Below are 18,315 nucleotides of genomic sequence, written 5' to 3'. Positions count from 1 at the left end.
CAGATTCGGCACTTGATGGTCTTCGTGAGGAGTGGACTCCATGAGCGACGAGCGCCCGGGGCTGTACGAGATGCTTGACGACCGCTTCCGTACCGGGCGGTGCATGAACGGCGACAGCGCACTGGAAGTCCTGTTCACCGGCTGCCGTTGGGCCGAGGGGCCGGTCTACGTGCCCGCCTGGCGCCAGGTGGTGTGGAGCGACATCCCCAACGACCGGATGCTGCGATGGGACGAGGAGACCGGCTCGGTCAGCGTCTTTCGCCGCTCTGCCGGGCACACCAACGGCAACACCCTCGACCGTGAGGGCCGGCTGGTCACCTGCGAGCAGGGGAACCGCCGGGTGACCCGGACCGAACACGACGGCACCGTCACCGTGCTGGCCGACCGGTGGCAGGGCAGGCGCCTGAACAGCCCGAACGACGCGGCCGTGAAGTCCGACGGCTCGATCTGGTTCTCCGACCCGGACTTCGGCATCACCAGCGACTACGAGGGATATCGCGCGGAGAGCGAGATCGGCGCCAACAACGTGTACCGGATCGATCCGGTCACGGGCGAAGTGCGGCTGGTCGCGGACGGCTTCGGCGCGCCGAACGGCCTGGTCTTCTCGTCCGACGAGCGGCAGCTGTTCGTCTCCGACACCCGCGCGGGCTTCATCCGGGTCTTCGACGTACGCGACGACGGCACCCTGTCCGAGGGCGAGGTCTTCGCCGAGGCCGGGGCCCGCGACAAGGCCCGCTTCGACAACCTCCGCTTCGACGACGGCGGCCGGCTCTGGGCCGCCGCGATGGACGACGGCGTGCACTGCTACGACCCCGACGGCACCCTGATCGGCCGCCTCGACGTCCCCGAGACGGTCGCCAACATCTCCTGGGGCGGCGCCAAGCGCAACCGCCTCTTCATCGCTGCGGAGACCACCCTGTATTCGGTGGTGATGGGTGTCACCGGCACCCACCCGACCGGGCCGGGACGCCGGCCCTGGCCGCAGCCGGCGCCCCGGTGAACCTGCCGGCGGTCCCTCACCGGCCGACCGGCGTCGCGGTCGATCGCGCGCGCCCGCCCGCTGCCGCGGACGGGCGCGCGCTCTGCCGGGTGCGCGCTCTGCCGGGTGCGCGCGGGTTCCCTGCCGCGCGCTCAGCCGGCCGCGCGGTAGGCCGTACCCACCCGGTTGGGCGTGGACCGGTTGTACAGACCTGTGCCGCCACGGTCCGCGGAGAGGGTGAACCACGCGTAGCGTTCGACGAAGGGAAGTCCCTGGAGCACGGCGGTCGACTTCGTCACGAACGCGGCCTGCTGCTCCGGGGTCGGATACCTCGGGGCGCCGTGCGAGAAGTCGATCAGGGCGTACTCGGTGAGCCAGATCGGCTTCCTGTAGCGGTTGTGGACCGCCTGGAGGTAGCTCCGCAGCTGACCGGTCGCGGCATCGGCGCGGAAGTCCGAGCCGTACCAGTGCAGGGGGATGAAGTCGACCTTGTAGTGGCGGGAGGCGGCGCCCGCCATGAACCGGTTGAGCCAGCCGCCCGCGACGTCGCCGCCGCCCGCCACCGCCGGTGCCCCCAGGCGCATCCCGGTCGACTGGAGCCGGGGCCACAGGTCGAGGGCCCGGGACACGCTCATGTCGGCCTGCGCCGGCAGATCGGGTTCGTTGAATCCGAGCAGGGTCGTGCCCTCCTTCCTGGCCGTCGCGAGTTGCGCGTCGGTCACCGAGGCCGCACCCCAGATCATGGGGACGAACTCGACGCCGGCGGGCGGCCTGATCTGCTGCCGGTCCGAGGCCCAGGTGAAGAACCAGCTGACCCTGGCGTCAGCCAGTGCCTTGGTGACGTCGGTGAAGTTCCAGGCGCTCACGCCCTTCTTCTTCACCGGGGCGGCGGACGCGTCGGCGGCACTGCCGACCGTGAGCCAGGTCAGCACCGCGAGCAGAACGGTGAACAGACGTATTCGACGCGGCAAGGCGTTCCCCTCCTTCGATCACGTGGTCATGACGAGGCCGCTGTTGCTCGGACCGGGAACCGGGACGGGCGGCTCACGCGGGCCCGAACGTGACGGTGAAGCCGCTGCAGTGGCTGCACTGCTGCATCACCTTGTTGCCCGGCACCTGGTCCTGCTTGGACCACGTGTAGGCCTTGGGGCACTTCGCGCTGAGCGCGCGGCTGTAGTCGCTGGGGGTGTCCCGGCTGGGATTGGTGCACAGCACGGGCTTGCCGTCCGGCCCGCGCGTCACGTCGGCGGGCGGGCAGTAGGGCAGCAGGCTCGTCGCGCAGCCCCGCGTCTCGCAGCCTCCACCGGCCGGGACCGTGGCGTTCACCGGTGTGATCGTGACCGGCAGCGAGAACGCGTTCACGTAGCTCACGTCGTACCAGGGAGCGGCGCCGTCCTTGGCGTCGAAGTTGAACTCCGCGAGACTGGCGGGCTGTTCGCCCGTCGTACAGTGGTCGGCCGACGGGCCGCAGTCGCCCACCCGGCAGTGGAAGGTGCTGCCGGAGGCCCCGCCGCAGCCTTGCCGTGCGAAGAACTTTCCACGCCAGTGGAACGGGGCGGCCGTCTCGGGAATCGTCACCGTCGCCGACTGTCCGGGAGCCAGGACCGGTAGCCGGGTGAACTGCTTCGACCCGTCGGCGTTGACGCCGCTTCCGATCCAGAGCTTCTGGGACGAGTGATTCACGAACGTCACCGTGTGGTTGACCGCCGCAGCCGCGGCCGGCGCGGTACGGGGCAGCACTGCCGCGCCCGTCGCGGTCGCACCCGTCGCCGCGCCCGCGCTCGGCAGTACCACCGTCAGGGCGGCAGCGGCCACCGCGACGAACAGCCTGATCAGGAACTTGTGCATGACTTCTCCGTTCCGCTCAGCAGGTCAGGTTGGTGCCGGGGGAGGTGCCGAGGATCTGTGCGAACCTCTGGTACAGGTTGACCCTGTCCTGCATCTCGGCGGTGTTCCTGCCGTTGCACTCCACGGCGCCGTTGATGCTGCGGATCGTCTGGCCGAAGCCGGCACCGGTGACGATCGCCTGGTGGGCCGTCATGGAGCCGGGCCCGGACTGGGTGTTCCAGTACCAGAGCGCGGTCTTCCACGCGACCTGCGGATTGGTCTGGACCAGGCTGGGGTTGTGGAGCAGGTCGATGTGCAGGGCGTCCCCCGCCGCCTTGTAGTTGAAGTTCCAGCTGAGCTGGAGCGGCCCCCGTCCGTAGTAGGCCGCCCGTCCCGCCGGACACCCGTAGGGCCGGCCGGTGTCGCAGTACGTCGGGTAGTTGGCGGTGTTCTGCTCCACGACGTAGCGCAGGCCGCCGGTCTCGTGGCTGACGTTCGCCAGGAAGGCCGCCGCTTCCCGCCGCTTGACCGGATCGCTTCCGGTGTGCGCGAAGCCGGGGTAGGCGCTCATCGCGCCGACCAGTGCGTCGTACGTGTAGAACTGGTTCCTGTTCGGGAACATCCGGTCGAACTGGGCCTTGCTCACGACGAAGCCGCCGGCCTGGTCCGCCGCCGTCGCGTGCGCCGGTCCGGCCTTCGACTCGGCGGAGGTGGAGGCGGTGGCGGAGGTGGAGGCGGTGGTGGCGGAGGCGGTGGTGGGCAGGGCGATCGCCGATACGGCTGCCGCTGCCGCGGCGATCCTCACGGCTGAGCGTCGAAGGGACATGCGGGACCTTCCTCGCGTGGTGACCGGTGTGCCGGATGGCCGTGCCGGGGTTGCCGGACGATCGTCCGGCGGCGGATCCGGGGAGACATCCGTGAGCCTCACTGAGATTCCGTAGCGCCGTACGGTGTCGGGCCCCCGTCCCTGGACGGTCCGGGCGTGACGTGCGCGACGTTTGGCACCCCGCCCGAGCCGGTTAAGGTCATGTACATGCGAATTCGGCAGATGGTCGGCGTGACCGGACGGGAAGCCGAACGAGCCGTGCTGGATGACCTGGTCGCCGATGTCGTGGCCGGTCGCGGGGGCAGCGTGCTGGTCGAGGGCGAACCCGGCATCGGGAAGTCCGCGTTGCTCGCCGCACCGCTCGCCGCGGCCCGGGCCGCCGGCTGCGAGGTGCTGTCCGGGCACTGCGACGAGCTGGGGCAACGGCTTCCGCTGTCGGCCATGACACGACTCCTCGGCGTGCCCCCGCGCTCGCCCGGTCCCCGGCACGCGGAGGCCGCACCGTCGCGTCAACGGCCGCGGACCCGCGCGGACCGGGACACGCACCTCCTCGCCGCCGATCCGGTGGCGGTCGCCACCGAACGACTGCTGGCCCGTGTCGACCACCTGTGCGCGTCCGGACCGGTGGTCCTGGCACTGGAGGACCTGCAATGGGCCGACGAGACGACCCTGCTGATGTGGCGCCGCCTCTGCCGGACCGCGGTCCAGCGGCCACTGCTGGCCATCGGGACCTGCCGGCCGGTGCCACGCCGGCCGGCCCTGGCGCGGCTGCGCCGAGAGCTCCGCCCCCAGGGCGGGCGGGTGCTCTCACTCGACCGCCTGAGCGAGGCGAGCGTGTCGGAGCTGGTGGGTGCGCTGGCCGGAGGAACCCCCGGGCCACGGCTCGCCGCACGTCTCGGCTCGGCGGCCGGAAATCCCCTGTACATCAGGGAGTTGCTGGACGCCCTCGCCCGCGGCGGATCCCTGCACCGCGCCGACGGCACGGTGGAACTGCCCGCGGACCGCCGGGACACGGGTGACCTCCGAACGCTGACGGACGTCATCGCGGACCGGCTGGCCTGTCTCTCGGCCGAGGCCCAACAGGTGCTGCGCGTCGCCTCCCTGCTCGGACCCGAGTTCTCGTCGGCGGACCTGGCGGCAGTGGCGGGAAGAGGTGACCTCCTGACGGTGGTGGAGGAGGCGCTGAGCGCAGGCGTGCTGGAGTCGGCCGCGTCCCGGCTGCGGTTCCGCCACGCCCTGCTGAAGGAGGTGCTCTACGAGACCACCCCGTCCGCCCTGCGCGCGGGGCTCCTGCGGCACGCGGTGCAGGAGCTGACCGCCGCCGGGGCGCCGGTCGAGCGCGTGGCCGAGCTGATCCTGCCGGCCGTGCGGGAAGCCGACGGCTGGGAGTGGGAGTGGCTCGCCGACCACGCGGCGCAACTGGCCGACCAGGCCCCGGCGCTCGCCGCCGACCTGCTCGAACACGCCCTGCGGCAGACGGACGCGGACTGTCCGAGGCACCACGCGCTGGCCGACCGACTGGCGGCGCTCTACTTCCGCACGGGACCGGTCGAGCGCGCCGAGGAACTCGCCCGCAGCATCCTGCTGGCGACCTCCGACCGCGAACTCGTCGGCCGGGCCAGGTGGTTGCTCGCCAGCATCGCGCTGCGGGCCGGCCGCTACCAGGACGTGGAGGCGAACTGGCACGCGGCCCTCGGCGACCCGCGGCTCGCGCCGCGCTGGCGCGCGGGGCTGCTCGCCCTGCTCGCGCTCGCCCGGGGCTTCCAGGGCCGGCTCGGCGCGGGCCGCGCGGCCATGGCCGAGGCACTCGCCGAAGGGGTGCGGCTCGACAACACCACCGCCGTCGGCTACGCCCTGAACGCGGGTGCCCTGATCCGCAGCCGGGAGGGCGACCAGCCCGGTGCGCTGGTCCTGGCCGACCGCGGGCTGGCGCAGATCGGCGACGATCGCGAACTCGTGGACCTGAGGCTCATGCTGCTCGGCCACCGGGCCGTGGCACTGGACAGCCTCGGCCGTCCCCAGGAGGCGGAGCAGACCCTGGCGCACGCCCGCGCCCTCGCCGGGCGGACCGGAGCGACGCTGCTCTCCATGAACCTGGTCAAGATCGCCGAGAGGTACTACGAACACGGTCGGTGGGACGACGCACAGGCGGTCCTGGACGAGGTCACCGACCTTCCGCAGGGCCGCTGGCAACTCGCCCGCCACAGCCTGCGGGCGCTGATCAGTGCCCGGCGGGATGCCCGGCAGGAGGCAGCCGGCCATCCGGAGACCCTGGACGCCGAGACGGTGCCGCCGACCTGGCCCGTGGCGGCCTCCTACCGGATCGTGGCCCGCAGCCTCGCCCTCGAACGTACGGGCAGGCCCCGCGAGGCCCTCCAGGTGCTCGCCGGGCTGCTGGCCCCCGCGTACGAGTACGACACCAGGAGGCATCCGGAGTGGCTGGCCGGCCTGGTCCGCCTGGCGCTGGCCGTGGACGACCGGCGCACGGCGCGGACCGCGGCGCTCGAGAGCCGACGGAACGCCCACATCGAACCCCTGCCCGCCACGCGGGCAGCCGCCCAGTGGTGCCGCGGACTGCTGCACGACGACCCGGCCCGGCTGCTCGCCGCGGTCGACCACCACCGCACCGCCGACCGTCCCCCGGACCTCGGGAACGCCCTCGAAGACCTCGCCGTGCTCCAGGCCGCGTCCGGGGAACGCGACGCGGCCCGTGCCGCGTTCGGCGAGGCCCTCGCGGTCTACGCCGAGCTGGGCGCGGTCTGGGACGCGCGGCGCGCCGCCGCCCGCATGCGCCCTTGGGGAGTGCGTGCCGGGATCCGGGGACCGCGCTCCCGGCCGGTCTCCGGCCGGGGCGCGCTGACCGTGACGGAGCAGCGCGTGGCCGAACTGGTCGCGCAGGGGCTGTCCAACCCCGACATCGCCGCGATGCTGCTGCTCTCGCGCCGCACCGTGGAGACCCACGTCTCCCACATCCTCGGCAAGCTCGGCGTCCGCTCACGCCGTGAGGTCGCCGCGGCAACGGGGGCGCAGCCACCGGGCCACGGCCCGGTGGTCACCCGCACCGCACGGCCCGGCCCCCACCTGCCCGCGCCGCCGGGGAGACCGGCCGGCTCCGCGGGGGTGTCTGCGCCGTGCGACAGATGCTGAGGGCCACCACGGACATGGCACGCATACGATCCGATTACTCCGCGTAGCCAGGACGGTTACTCTATGGTGTCCGCATGCGCGGATCGAAACTCCTGTACGCGGCGGCCGTCGTGCTCCTGGGAGCCGCATCGGTCGCGCTCGCCCGTGCGCAGGAGGACACCGGCGACACCCGCATGACGCCGACCGTCCTGCTGAGCCGCGAGTACCACGAGGGGCACCTCCAGCCGATCGCCGACGAGATCCACCGGTTGATCGACAACCGGCAGGTGGACGGCAGCGGTTTCGCCTCGATCGTGTTCCACGGCGATGAGCACTACGTCGACCTGTTCTGGCAGGGGCCCGTCCCCGCGGGGATCACCGAGGCGGTCAACGCCTGGCGCGCCGGCACCCGCGAGGCGGAGCAGCACGAGCCCGCCGGCCCGGTGAACCCCGACTATGACGTCCGCTACCGCGCGGCCGCGTACTCGCAGGCCGAGATGGACCGGGCCGTCGCCAGGTTCATCTCCGTGGTCGGCAATGACGCCCGGGAGTGGTCGTCGATCTCGCCGGCCGTCGACGGAAGCGGCCTGCTGCTCTCCTACCTTCCGAAGACGACCCGGCGCGTGGTACCGCCCGGGTCACCGGTGCGCGACTACGCGGCCCGGGCCGAGGAGATCGCCGGGATGCCCGTCCACCCGCAGGTCGGGTCCCCGGAGACGCCCACGCAGGGCGGCCGCGGCGGCGACTCGCCACCGTGGTACGCCGGGGCGGACATCACCACGGGCGACAGCAGCCACTGCTCAAGCGGCATCCCGGGCTGGATCGACCGGAAGAAGGTGCTCCTCACCGCCGCCCACTGCCGGACCAGCGGTCACGTGTACAGCGGACAGCGCGTCGTCGGCGAGGTCACCGCGTACGACACCGCTCTGGACGTCGCCGTCATCACGACGGACAAGGACGCCAACGCGCGCTTCTACTCCGGCCCGTGGAACAGCGGTGACAGCCGGCCGCTGTACGGGCCCGCGCGGATGGACCCGGGCCGCACCGTCTGTTTCTCAGGAGCGACGTCGGGCTTCCACTGCGAGCTGGAGGTCACCCGCGTCGGCGTCCACACGCCGTCCGGGCGCACGGACGCCACCGAGGTGAGGTCGCGCGGCGGCGGCATCGCCGTCGCGCAGGGCGACAGCGGAGGGCCGGCGATCGCCAACCCCCAGGGCGACGCGATGGCCTCGGTCGGCGTGATCATCGCGGGCAACACGGACACGAAGGTCGCCTGCTCGAACACCTCGACGGCCACGACCTGCTACTCGACTGGCTACTTCACCCCGCTGGGCCCTGTGGTGTCGAAGTTCGGCTTCTCGGCGCTGTAGGCCCCTGTCGCTGGTGGCGACTCCGGCGGTCCGCCGCCGGTGGGTGCGTGCTCGGCCGGACGCCGAGCCGGACGTCGAGCGGACCGCCGTACCGCCGTGACCGGTTCAGCGTCGTCAGTGGGGTACCCGGTTGTCGGTGGCCAGCACGTCGCCCGGCACCGTCGAGCCCGTCTGGCGCCGCAGCGCGCCGATCGCCGGATCGGAGATGGAGACCGTGAGCCGGTAGGGCGGCTGGCCGGTGATGGTGTTGTGGGAGTCGGTCGGTGCCGTCAGGCCTTGCTGGACGGCGAAGCCGTCGTAGCCCGGGCACAGGGCCTCGACCGGGAGGGTCACCTGTACGGAGGCGCCGCTCTCGGGTCCGACGTGGACGGGGCCGCCCGCGCCGGACGGTGCGTCGTCGTCGTGTGCGAGCGGGAGGCCGTGGGCCCCGCCGACCAGGCCGTCCGGGCCTTCGATCTCCACCGCCACGCCCTGCGGACCGAGTGGCGCGGACAGGTCCAGCGCGCGGTCGCCGGCAACCGGAGCGAGCCGCAGACCGATGGTGAAGTGCCCGGGGTCTTTCGCCGAGGTCCGTGAGAACCCGTAGGCGCCGAGGACGAGTTGCGGTCCCGGCGGTGGGGCGTCCTGCTGTGGTCCGGCGGCGAAGGTGAAGGACGCGGGCGTCGGTTCGAAGTGGTGGAAGCCCTTGGTGCCGCACCTGGTCGCGTCGGAGACCCCGCCGCCGGGCAGCGCGACGTCCACGGCCGGCCGGGGCGATGCGGGGACGGCCCGCCGGTCGCGCGCCGCCGGGCCGTCCCCGTGCAGCAGACCGGCCGGGTCCACCCCGACCGCGACGGCCAGCAGCGCCGCGAAAGCGGTGACCGCGATCAGCACGGTGCGCCGGCGTCCGGGCCGGGTCCACCTTGAGCGGGCCGTGCCGGAGGCCGCCCCAGGTGTCCAGAGGCGGCCTCCCGGATCCACCGGCGGCGCTTCGCGCCACTGCGCGGCGAGCATCCGGGTCCGGGCGGTCGGCTCCTTGACGGTGGCGTTCCTGATGAAACGCTCGTCCAGGACGAGTCCCTCGAACGGGTCGGGTGTCGCCCGGCCCGGCGTCGGCTCCGGTTCACCGGAAGGGGGCTGGTGGGGTTCTTCGGCGGTCGGCACGGCGCCAGTATGCCCGCCCGGTCGGACACACCGGCGGGCGAGGTGGCCCGGAACGTCCTGCGGCCTGGACACCGACGGCCACTCAGCCCGTGGGCGTTCCCCGTCACCGGCACCGGCCGCAACACCGCAGTGCGCGTGGGCGTCCGTGACGACGTCCCGGCCCGTGGTCACGCGATCAGAACATCCGCGCCGGGGTGACCCGGTTCAGGTGGATGAGGACGTCGTAGGCCCGGCCGATCGCGAGCCTCGGCATCGGGTCGCTGACGTAGACCGAGCCCGCGTCGTAGGTGGGGCGGGTGACGTCCAGCCAGTCGCGGGCCACCGGCGGCGCGGTGCGCAGGTCGACGTAGTAGTCCCGGTAGTGGACCCGGTCAAGGGTGTACTCGTTCATGTCGGGGGTGGCCGCCGGGACGGTGACGGCCTTCCAGTTGTCGGTCAGGACGGCGTCGTTGGTGAGGAAGGAGCCGCTGCCGAAGGTGAAACCGATCGCCACGTATTCACGGCCGTAGGCGTCGCGCAGCTGGGAGCCCTGCGGCTCGGGGTAGAGGAAGGTGTCGGTGGCCAGGTAGCCGGCGTGCCCGTTGTGCGCCGACAGCATCACCTTGCCGCCGGTGCGGCGCTGCCACCACGTGACGTTGTCCGCCATCGCCCGGTCGCGCAGCTGCTCCGAGGCGGAGACGGAGGCCGGGTCGGTGACGTCCAGGGTGGCGAAGGCGAAGGTGCCGGCGATGTTGCGGGCGTGCTGCACGGCCCAGGCGTGGGCGTCGTCGGCGGGGGCACCGGCACGGCTCGCGGTGACCAGGTCGAGCGCCTGCTGCGCCTTGGCGGCGTTGTCCCGGCGCTCGGCGAGCGGCTTCCGCAGGTAGGCGAAGACGTCGTCCAACGGCCGCAGGCCCGCGTAGAGCCCCTCCAGCTGGGGGAGGACCTCGGGCCGGGCCTCGCGCACGTAGGAGGTGACCTGGTCGAAGATCCGGTCGCCGAGCCGCGGGAGGCCGAGGTCGTCGCCCACGAAGTGGACCGGGTTGTGCGGGTGGCCCTGGTTGTGGGCCCGCATCCAGGCGATCAGGTCGGCGAACTCCTCACGGTCCCACGGGCTGCCGCCCAGGGCGTCCTTGACCACCTGCCGCGCGTCGCCCGGGCCGCCCTGGAGGTACTCGTCGATCTGCAGGCCGCTGGTCCAACTGGTCTCCAGGGCGAAGGTGGTGAAGCCCTTCTCCTCGACGAGGTGGCGGAACAGCCGCTGCTTCATCGCGAAGAACTCGTGTGAGCCGTGGGTGGCCTCGCCGAGGCCGACGATCTTGGCATCGCCGATCATCGGATCCAGGGCGCGCAGGTCGGCGGTGCGACCGCCGGGTTCCGTCGTCCGCAGCGGCTGGGCGACGCCCTCCAGCGCGCGCACCACGGCGGAGCGCTGCGTCGTCGCCGGATCCACAGCGGCCGCCGGATCCACAGCGGCCGCCGCGTCGGCGGCCCCCTGAGCCGCCGGCGCGGCGACCGCCGTCCCCGGGACCAGCACGGCCACGACGGCCGCCGCCAGCAGGGCGCGTCGCCCGATCCTCTTGTTTCCCGCCATCGTTACGACCACCTCGACTCGACGGAACGCCGATGACCTCGGCATTCGGTGAGTTGATCCTCGCGGGGGCCGGACTCGCCGCGCGCTGGGGAGAGCCGCCGTCTTCCCGGGGGGCTGACCCCCCGGCCGACGACGGGCCGCCGTCCGTTACGGCGGCTGCCCGGGCGCGAAGTCGTACCCCGCTCCGACGAGTGGGGTGTTCATGGCCTCGTACTCGTGGCCGTGGCCGGCTGCGCGCCCGGCCACGGGGGTAACCGGCGCGCGGGTCCGGCACGGGCGAGCCGCACCGTCGGCGAAGCCGACCCGGCGTTCCGGCGTGGGCCGGGACGACTCGGACCACCATCTCCGGGCCCTGGCCGACGGCATGGGCCGAGCCACCCCGCCCGGTCATCCGATCCGTCGTCACGGCGCACGGACGGCAGCTCCCCGGCCACGAGGATGTTCCCGGCGCCGCCCAGCAGGCGGCAGGGCGGCCGTGGGTTCCCGGTTTCCGGGGCAGCGGGAAGACGGCAGCCAGTCGTGCTCAGCCGCGCACCCTTGCGGCACCCCATCGGTTCGCAAAGCCGACGGCAGGCGGGCCGGCCCCGCGCGGCCTCCACTGATGTGGTGTCAGGATCCCTCGGAGGAAGGTCAGTCGGGCCCGTGGCGCCGGTCCGGCCGGGCGCACCCGCCGGGGGAGCACCGCCACGGGGGTGTGCGGTCAGCCCGCGATGACGATCAAGTCGACGTATCTTGAACACATGGTCCCCATAGGTGGCGTGGTGGAACATGCGGCACACCCGCCCCTCGTCCCGGCCCTCACCCAGCCCCGGCGGCGGGTCGTCCGCTCCGACTGTCGTTACCGAGGGTTCAACCTGCGTCTCTGTGTGTTCATGCCGCCTGCCCCTGGGGGCGGGCGCACCGGCCGGATCGACCGGACGCCGGCCGGTGGCTCAAAGTGCCCATCCCTCGGCCGGATCTGTGTTCAAGAAGATAACGAATAGGTCTGGCAAGGTCTCGTCTTGGATTTACTTCTTGACTCAATCTGGCGAGTGAGGGTTGACTCCAGCCACTCCGCCGCACCGTCGCGGCGACGTCAGGGAGGCACCCCCACATGAACGCACCGATGCGTCGCGCCGTCATCGCCACCGCAGCCGTCTCGATGGCCCTGTCCTTGGCCGCGTGTGGCAAGGCCGGCGGCGACAAGAAGGACGCCGCCGCCTCCGGCGACACCAAGTCCATCGGCCTGCTGCTGCCCGAGAACGCGTCCTCGACCCGTTACGAGTCCTTCGACCGTCCGTTCATCGAGGCCAAGGTCAAGGCCCTGTGTGCGGACTGCAAGGTCCTCTACAACAACGCCGAGGGCAGCGCCGCCAAGCAGAAGCAGCAGTTCGACACCCTGATCGCCCAGGGCGTGAAGGTGATCGTGCTGGACGCCTTCGACGCCACCTCTACCCAGGGCTGGGTCAAGGAGGCCGCCGACAAGGGCGTCAAGGTCGTCGCCTACGACCGCCTGGCCACCGGTCCCGTGGCCGCCTACGCCTCCTTCGACAACGAGAAGGTCGGCGAACTCCAGGGCCAGGCCCTGCTGGACGCGCTCGGGCCGCAGGCCTCCGACGACAACATCGTCATGATCAACGGCGACGACGCGGACCCGAACGCCGGCCAGTTCAAGGCCGGCGCCCACAAGGTCCTCGACGGCAAGGTCAAGAAGGTCGTCTACGAGCAGTCGGGCGAGTGGAAGCCCACCGTCGCCGGCCAGAAGATCGGCGCCGCGATCACCCAGCTCGGCAAGGACGGCTTCCAGGGCGTCTACTCCGCCAACGACGGCATGGCCGGAGCCATCATCACCCAGCTCCAGGGCGCCGGCATCAAGGTCCCCGTGGGCGGGCAGGACGCCGGCCTCGACGCCGTCCAGCGCATCGTCAACGGCGACCAGGCCTACACCATCTACAAGGCCTACAAGCCGCTCGCCGACAGCGCCGCCGAACTGGCCGTCGACCTGCTGCAGGGCAAGGACGTCAAGACCGTCGCCACCGCCAGCGTCGACAGCGCCACCGACAAGGGCATCCCGGCCAAGCTGCTCGACCCCAAGGTCGTCACCAAGGCCAACATCCAGGACACCGTGATCGCCGACGGCCTCTACAAGGTCTCCGACATCTGCACCGCGGACTACGCCGCCGCCTGTGCCGCGGCCGGTCTGAAGTAGTTCCGCCCGGGCGGAGCTCCCCACCTCCCCGGGGAGCACCGCCCGTGCCGCGCGGCGGGCCCCGTCCCGCTCCGGCACCCTTTTCCACGCTCACCCGCCCGCGCCGCACGGTGCGCGGGCCAGCCCGGCCGCCGCCGCGCCATCGCGGCGTGCCCGGGAAGAAGGAGATGGTTCACGTGACAGGCGCACCCGTACTGGCGTTGCGCGGGGTCTCCAAGCGCTTCGGCGCCGTCCAGGCACTGACCGACGTGCACCTGGAGGTGCACGCCGGCGAGGTGGTGGCCCTGGTGGGCGACAACGGCGCCGGAAAGTCCACGCTGGTGAAGACCATCGCCGGTGTGCACCCCATCGACGAGGGAACGATCGAATGGGAGGGCGAGGCGGTCTCCATCGCCCGTCCGCACGACGCCCAGGCCCTCGGCGTCGCCACCGTCTACCAGGACCTCGCGCTCTGCGACAACCTCGACGTGGTCGGCAACCTCTTCCTCGGCCGCGAGCTCAAGCGGCTCGGCACGCTCGACGAAGTCGCCATGGAGAAGCGGGCGCGCGAACTGCTCGACACCCTGTCCATCCGCATCCCGAGCGTGCGCATCCCCATCGCCGCCCTCTCGGGCGGCCAGCGCCAGGTGGTCGCCATCGCCCGTGCCCTCGTCGGCGACCCCAAGATCGTCATCCTGGACGAGCCCACCGCCGCCCTCGGCGTCGAGCAGACCGCCCAGGTCCTCGACCTCGTCGAGCGCCTGAGCGACCGGGGCCTCGGCGTCATCCTGATCAGCCACAACATGGCTGACGTCAAGGCCGTCGCCGACACCGTCGCCGTCCTGCGCCTGGGCCGCAACAACGGCGTCTTCGAGGTGGCCGGCACCTCGCACGAGGAGATCATCTCCGCCATCACCGGCGCCACCGAGAACGCCGTCACCCGGCGCCAGGCCCGACTCGCGGAGGAAGCGAAGTGACCACCGAACAGCCCATCCCGGCCAAGCCCACCCCGGCCGAGCCCACCCCGGCCGAGCCCGCCGCGGCCAAGCCCACCCCGGCCAAGCCCACCCCGGCCGAGCCCGCCGCGGCCATCCCCGCGGTCGACCCCCGTCTGCTCGTCCGCGAGGCCGGTATCGCCGGCTACCTCGCCGAGTTCAAGCAGAAGATGAAGAACGGCGACCTCGGCTCCGTGCCCGTCGTCCTCGGCCTGATCCTCATCGCCGCCATCTTCCAGGGCTTCACCGGCGACTTCCTCAACGCCGACAACATCACCCACATCACCCAGTGGATCGCCGGCCCCGGACTGATCGCCGTCGGCATCGTCTTCGTGCTCCTGCTCGGCGAGATCGACCTCTCCCTCGGCTCGGTCGCCGGCGCCTCCGCCGCGATCGCCGCCGTGCTGTCCGCACGCTCCGGCTACAACGAGTGGCTCTCCTGCCTCGTCGCCGTCGCCGTCGCCGTCGCCATCGGCGCCCTGCACGGCTTCTTCTTCGCCAAGATCGGCGTCCCGGCCTTCGTCGTCACCCTCGCCGGCCTGCTCGCCTGGAGCGGCCTGCAGGAGTACGTCCTCGGTGACAAGGGCACCGTCAACGTCGTCCACGACGGCGTCCTGGCCAACCTGGACAACTACTTCCTCGGCGACGGCGACATCGCCTACGCCTGGGGCCTCGCCGTCCTCGGCATCGCGCTCTTCGCCGTCGGACAGGTCCTCGACGCCCGCCGCCGCACCGCCGCCGGCCTCGCCGCGCGGCCCGTCAGCGAGATCGCGCTGCGCACCGGCGTCCTCGCCGTCGTCGCGCTGACCGCCGCCTACATGCTCAACCAGGACCGCGGTCTGCCGCTGCCCGTGCTGGTCTTCCTGTCCGTCGTGGTCGTCACCGACTTCGTCCTGCGCCGCACGAGCTACGGCCGGCAGATCTTCGCCGTCGGCGGCGGCGTGGAGGCCGCCCGGCGTGCGGGCATCAACGTCGCCTGGGTCCGGATCTCGGTCTTCATGATCTCCGCCGGCATGGCGGCGCTCGGCGGCCTCTTCTACGCCTCCCAGCAGGGCTCCGCCGACAAGATCCTCGGCGGCGGCAACGTCCTGATGAACTCCATCGCGGCGGCCGTCATCGGCGGTACCAGCCTTTTCGGTGGACGCGGCAAGACCTGGTCCGCCCTGCTGGGCATCCTGGTCATCCAGAGCATCACCACCGGCCTCGACATGGTCCACGTCGACCAGGCCATCCAGTACATGATCACCGGCGCGGTCCTGCTCGCCGCCGTCGTCCTGGACTCCGTCTCGCGCCGCACCCGCAAGACCGCGGCACGCTGACCCCACCGTCACGACCGGCCCGGCATCCACCCCTCGGATGCCGGGCCGGTCGCTTTCCCGCGCCGCGCTCACACCGCTTCCCGCGCCGCGCTCACACCGCTTCCCGCGCCGCGCTCACACCGCTTCCCGCGCCGCGCTCACACCGCGTCGACGCCGGGGAGCTCTGCCGCGTGCTCGCCGGTGCCGTCGTCGACGACACCGGCCTCCTCGACGCCGAACTCCGGGGACGCGAGGACCAGGACGACTTCCACCGCCCACACGGCGCTCTTCGGGGCCGGACACCCTACGAGCGCCTCAGGCAGAAGACCGGACCCGGTGGTGACCGGGTTCCGGCAGGTGCGCACCTAGCGCACGACTCCGGCGGCGCGTACCTCGGCGAGCGCTTGCCGTGCCAGCGGGCCGAAGTCCTCGCTGTTGTCGGTGTCGATCCACTGGTCGTAGGCGATCTCCCAGACGAGCGTGCCCAGTTCCGCGGCCACGCGCGCGGTCAGCCTCGGGACTCCGCGGCGGTCGAGGGCCTCATTCATCGAGGCGGTGAGGTCGAGCCTCTTCAGGGCCTCGCGTTCACGCAGTTCCCTGTTGGCGTTCAGCACGGCCTGCCGCCGGCCGCTGAACTCGCGGCGGTTGGCGGTGAAGAACGTCCGGCCGAGCGCGTCCAGGGCGTGCGCCACCGCGTCGAGCGGCCCGGCCGCCGGCGGCGCCGAGGCGATCCCTTCGACGAGCACGCCGGTCACCGTGCCCCCGTCGAAGAGCACCTCGCGCTTGTCCGGGAAGTACCGGAAGAACGTGCTCTTGGTGAGCCCCGCGCGTTCCGCGATCTCGGCCACGGTCGTGTTCTCGTAGCCGTGCTCCTCGAAGAGGTCGAGGGCGGCGGCGGCGAGTCGTCCTGGTGCGTCGGGTTGCCAGCGAGCCATGGGAGCAGTGTACGGGACTTCGTCCCATCACTGGTGTAGGGTCGATAAGACCAAGTCCCATCACTGGTCGGGAGAGGTCACCGATGAGCAGAGCTGTCCGTTACCGGCGTTTCGGCGGTCCCGAAGTACTCGAACTGGAGGAGATACCCGAGCCGCACGTCGCACCGGACGAGGTTCGCGTCCGGGTCACGGCCGCCGGCCTGAATCCGATGGACTGGCAGATCACCACACAGCCCGACATGGCGGCGCGGTTCGGCATCACCTTGCCGGCCGGGTTCGGCAGCGACTTCGCCGGAGTGGTGGACGAGGTGGGTGCCGAAGCCACGGGATTCGCGACCGGCGACCGGGTGTACGGGGCTGCGATCGGCCGGTCCGTCGCCGATTTCGTGCTGGTCAAGACACCCGCGGCAACGCTGTGGCCCACCCCGCAGGGCGTCGGCGACGAGGTGGCGAGCGTGCTCCCGGTGTCCGGTCTGACGGCCTTCGCCGCGCTCGACGCGCTCGGGCTCCGCGCCGGGGACACCGTCCTGATCGGTGGGGCGGCGGGCGGCGTGGGCATCTTCGCCGTGCAGCTGGCGAAGCTTGCGGGTGCTCGGGTGCTCGGCACCGCCTCCGAGGGCACGTTCGGGTTCCTTCGCGGGCTCGGCGCGGAACCCGTGGCGTACGGCCCAGGTCTGGCGGACCGGGTGCGGGCCCTGGCGCCCGAGGGGATCACCGCCGCGACCGATCTGTTCGGAAGGGAGGCGGCCGAGGCCGCGCTCGAGCTCGGCGTGGCACCCGAGCGGATCTCCGTCGTGGCCGACGGCCCCGCCCCCGCGCCCGGTGTGCGCAAGACGGGCGCCCTCGATGCGGACCCGGGCGCTCTGGAGCGGATCGCCGACGCGATCCGTTCCGGCGAGATCACGGTGCCGATCGCGGCGACCTTCCCGGTCGAGCGGATTCGCGAAGCCGTGACGACGCAGGCCGAAAGGCATGTCCACGGCAAAATCGTGATCGCCCTGTAAACCGGGCGCAGGATCATCCGCCGCCTGATCGAGCGCTTCGCCTGCCAGGACGCGGCCGACGAGGCGCTGCACCGCGACCAGTGCGGAGGTGCTCCTCGCGCGGGCCGTCGGCCGCGGGGCTCCCGGAGGTGGATTAACTAGGGTGCGTTGACGAGTCGTTGGACGGTGGTGGCGATCCACTGTTCCAGCGCCGCGCTGTCGCCGAGGTCGTCGCGGAGCACGCGCAGGCGGGCGGAGATGCCGAGGACGAAGGCGTCGATCGCCCGTGCGCGGGCGAGGGCTTCCTCCTCGGTCATCCCGTAGCTGAGCAGTTGTCGCCGCAACGGCTCGAGTGATTCCCGGTCGAGGAACGTCGCCAGCGTCTCGGCGGCCTCGCCGCGTTCGCCGGCGGCGCGCAACAGGACGAGGAGCGGGTCCTCGCCTTCCATGCCGGTCCACCGGTCGACGATGCCGTGGGCCATCCGCTGTCCCAGGGAGTGCCGCGGGCCGTCGAACGTGCGGTCGATGGCGAGGTGGACCTCGGTGGCGGCGACGAAGAGACCGTCCTTGCCGCCGAAGTAGCGGGTGATCAGGTTCGGTGAGACCTGCGCGGCGGTGGCGATGGCGCGGACCGTCGCGCGGGCGAACCCGGCGCGGGCGAACTCGCGCCGGGCGGCGGCGAGGATCCGTTCACGGGTCCGCGAAGCGTCCTTGGGCTGTGGCGTCGCGGTTTCCATCCCGCCAGGATATCGGCCGTCCGCTGTGATGTGTACGGCTGAACACATGATGTGTATGGTTGTACACATGCCTCTTCCGTTCACCCGTGTGACCGGTCTTCGCGGACCGGTCATCCCTGGGTGCTGAGGAGCTCGCCCACCTGGACACCGTGGAGCGTGGCAGCGCGCCGAAGGCGGGTACATCGCCGAGCAGTCCACCAAACCGCACACGCTCGCACGGGCGCTGGCTGATTCGTCGGCGGGGCTGGCGGCCTGGATCATCGAAAAGCTGCACAGCTGGTCCCACATCCCGTTCGAGGAGGAGGACCTGCTCACCTGGACCAGCGTCTACTGGTTCACGAACACCATCGGAACGT

General features: G+C 72.0%; 14 protein-coding genes. 7 read left to right on the top strand and 7 right to left on the bottom strand.

Features of this window, described 5'->3' with window-relative positions:
- Positions 1–40 precede the first annotated feature (40 nt).
- On the top strand, positions 41–1,000 hold the full coding sequence (locus tag ACH4J0_RS36990) for an SMP-30/gluconolactonase/LRE family protein (protein WP_396245569.1): 960 nt from the start codon (positions 41–43) through the stop codon (positions 998–1,000).
- Between the two features lie 131 nt (positions 1,001–1,131).
- Here the strand turns inward: ACH4J0_RS36990 and ACH4J0_RS36985 are convergent, their stop codons facing one another.
- The 3 genes from ACH4J0_RS36985 to ACH4J0_RS36975 form a co-directional block, all read right to left on the bottom strand.
- Positions 1,132–1,950, bottom strand: a complete 819-nt coding sequence (locus ACH4J0_RS36985; protein WP_396245568.1) for a glycosyl hydrolase — start codon at positions 1,948–1,950, stop codon at positions 1,132–1,134.
- A 73-nt stretch (positions 1,951–2,023) separates the two neighbouring features.
- Positions 2,024–2,827: a thaumatin family protein gene (locus ACH4J0_RS36980; RefSeq protein WP_396245567.1), complete on the bottom strand. Its 804-nt coding sequence runs from the start codon at positions 2,825–2,827 to the stop codon at positions 2,024–2,026.
- A gap of 16 nt (positions 2,828–2,843) precedes the next feature.
- Positions 2,844–3,632 (bottom strand): chitinase, encoded by a 789-nt coding sequence (locus ACH4J0_RS36975; protein WP_396245566.1) that lies wholly within the window; start codon positions 3,630–3,632, stop codon positions 2,844–2,846.
- Positions 3,633–3,839: 207 nt separating this feature from the next.
- Here ACH4J0_RS36975 and ACH4J0_RS36970 point away from each other — a divergent pair, with 207 nt between their 5' ends.
- A complete protein-coding gene (locus ACH4J0_RS36970) occupies positions 3,840–6,779 on the top strand; it encodes an AAA family ATPase (protein ID WP_396245565.1) in 2,940 nt (979 codons plus the stop codon).
- Positions 6,780–6,853: 74 nt separating this feature from the next.
- Positions 6,854–8,128 (top strand): trypsin-like serine protease, encoded by a 1,275-nt coding sequence (locus tag ACH4J0_RS36965; protein WP_396245564.1) that lies wholly within the window; start codon positions 6,854–6,856, stop codon positions 8,126–8,128.
- Positions 8,129–8,242: 114 nt separating this feature from the next.
- Here the strand turns inward: ACH4J0_RS36965 and ACH4J0_RS36960 are convergent, their stop codons facing one another.
- Positions 8,243–9,271 carry a hypothetical protein gene (locus ACH4J0_RS36960; RefSeq protein ID WP_396245563.1) on the bottom strand — a complete coding sequence of 343 codons (1,029 nt, stop codon included), beginning with the start codon at positions 9,269–9,271 and terminating at the stop codon, positions 8,243–8,245.
- A gap of 175 nt (positions 9,272–9,446) precedes the next feature.
- Entirely contained in the window at positions 9,447–10,844 is a 1,398-nt protein-coding gene (locus ACH4J0_RS36955; RefSeq protein WP_396245562.1) for an erythromycin esterase family protein, read from the bottom strand.
- A gap of 1,093 nt (positions 10,845–11,937) precedes the next feature.
- Between ACH4J0_RS36955 and ACH4J0_RS36950 the strand changes: the two genes are divergently transcribed.
- The 3 genes from ACH4J0_RS36950 (at position 11,938) to ACH4J0_RS36940 (ending at position 15,325) form a co-directional block, all read left to right on the top strand.
- Positions 11,938–13,032 (top strand): sugar ABC transporter substrate-binding protein, encoded by a 1,095-nt coding sequence (locus ACH4J0_RS36950; protein WP_396245561.1) that lies wholly within the window; start codon positions 11,938–11,940, stop codon positions 13,030–13,032.
- A gap of 167 nt (positions 13,033–13,199) precedes the next feature.
- The gene (locus ACH4J0_RS36945; RefSeq protein WP_396245560.1) at positions 13,200–13,988 is read left to right on the top strand and encodes an ATP-binding cassette domain-containing protein; all 789 of its coding nucleotides are present in this window, start codon (positions 13,200–13,202) and stop codon (positions 13,986–13,988) included.
- Positions 13,985–15,325: a sugar ABC transporter permease gene (locus tag ACH4J0_RS36940; RefSeq protein WP_396245559.1), complete on the top strand. Its 1,341-nt coding sequence runs from the start codon at positions 13,985–13,987 to the stop codon at positions 15,323–15,325. The genes ACH4J0_RS36945 and ACH4J0_RS36940 overlap by 4 nt, the downstream gene beginning before the upstream one ends.
- Positions 15,326–15,669: 344 nt before the next feature.
- On the opposite strand, the gene ACH4J0_RS36935 is transcribed toward ACH4J0_RS36940, so the two are convergent.
- Positions 15,670–16,239 carry a TetR/AcrR family transcriptional regulator gene (locus ACH4J0_RS36935; RefSeq protein ID WP_396245558.1) on the bottom strand — a complete coding sequence of 190 codons (570 nt, stop codon included), beginning with the start codon at positions 16,237–16,239 and terminating at the stop codon, positions 15,670–15,672.
- Between the two features lie 83 nt (positions 16,240–16,322).
- Here ACH4J0_RS36935 and ACH4J0_RS36930 point away from each other — a divergent pair, with 83 nt between their 5' ends.
- The gene (locus ACH4J0_RS36930) at positions 16,323–17,243 is read left to right on the top strand and encodes an NADP-dependent oxidoreductase (RefSeq protein WP_396245586.1); all 921 of its coding nucleotides are present in this window, start codon (positions 16,323–16,325) and stop codon (positions 17,241–17,243) included.
- A 137-nt stretch (positions 17,244–17,380) separates the two neighbouring features.
- Here the strand turns inward: ACH4J0_RS36930 and ACH4J0_RS36925 are convergent, their stop codons facing one another.
- Complete coding sequence (locus tag ACH4J0_RS36925) at positions 17,381–17,959, bottom strand: TetR/AcrR family transcriptional regulator (RefSeq protein ID WP_396245557.1); 579 nt, start codon at positions 17,957–17,959, stop codon at positions 17,381–17,383.
- Between the last annotated feature and the right edge of the window lie 356 nt (positions 17,960–18,315).

It is taken from the genome of Kitasatospora sp. NPDC017646, from assembly GCF_044329365.1.
Classification (GTDB): Bacteria; Actinomycetota; Actinomycetes; order Streptomycetales; family Streptomycetaceae; genus Kitasatospora.
This window is presented reverse-complemented; position numbering and strand designations above follow the sequence as displayed.

What these genes read in the sequence shown, in the direction of transcription:
- ACH4J0_RS36975 (WP_396245566.1), bottom strand. Translation starts at nt 3,632, where the DNA reads ATGTCCCTTCGACGCTCAGCCGTGAGGATCGCCGCGGCAGCGGCAGCC.
- ACH4J0_RS36945 (WP_396245560.1), top strand. Translation starts at nt 13,200, where the DNA reads ATGGTTCACGTGACAGGCGCACCCGTACTGGCGTTGCGCGGGGTCTCC.
- ACH4J0_RS36980 (WP_396245567.1), bottom strand. Translation starts at nt 2,827, where the DNA reads ATGCACAAGTTCCTGATCAGGCTGTTCGTCGCGGTGGCCGCTGCCGCC.
- ACH4J0_RS36935 (WP_396245558.1), bottom strand. Translation starts at nt 16,239, where the DNA reads ATGGCTCGCTGGCAACCCGACGCACCAGGACGACTCGCCGCCGCCGCC.
- ACH4J0_RS36970 (WP_396245565.1), top strand. Translation starts at nt 3,840, where the DNA reads ATGCGAATTCGGCAGATGGTCGGCGTGACCGGACGGGAAGCCGAACGA.
- ACH4J0_RS36965 (WP_396245564.1), top strand. Translation starts at nt 6,854, where the DNA reads ATGCGCGGATCGAAACTCCTGTACGCGGCGGCCGTCGTGCTCCTGGGA.
- ACH4J0_RS36930 (WP_396245586.1), top strand. Translation starts at nt 16,323, where the DNA reads ATGAGCAGAGCTGTCCGTTACCGGCGTTTCGGCGGTCCCGAAGTACTC.
- ACH4J0_RS36950 (WP_396245561.1), top strand. Translation starts at nt 11,938, where the DNA reads ATGAACGCACCGATGCGTCGCGCCGTCATCGCCACCGCAGCCGTCTCG.
- ACH4J0_RS36925 (WP_396245557.1), bottom strand. Translation starts at nt 17,959, where the DNA reads ATGGAAACCGCGACGCCACAGCCCAAGGACGCTTCGCGGACCCGTGAA.
- ACH4J0_RS36990 (WP_396245569.1), top strand. Translation starts at nt 41, where the DNA reads ATGAGCGACGAGCGCCCGGGGCTGTACGAGATGCTTGACGACCGCTTC.
- ACH4J0_RS36955 (WP_396245562.1), bottom strand. Translation starts at nt 10,844, where the DNA reads ATGGCGGGAAACAAGAGGATCGGGCGACGCGCCCTGCTGGCGGCGGCC.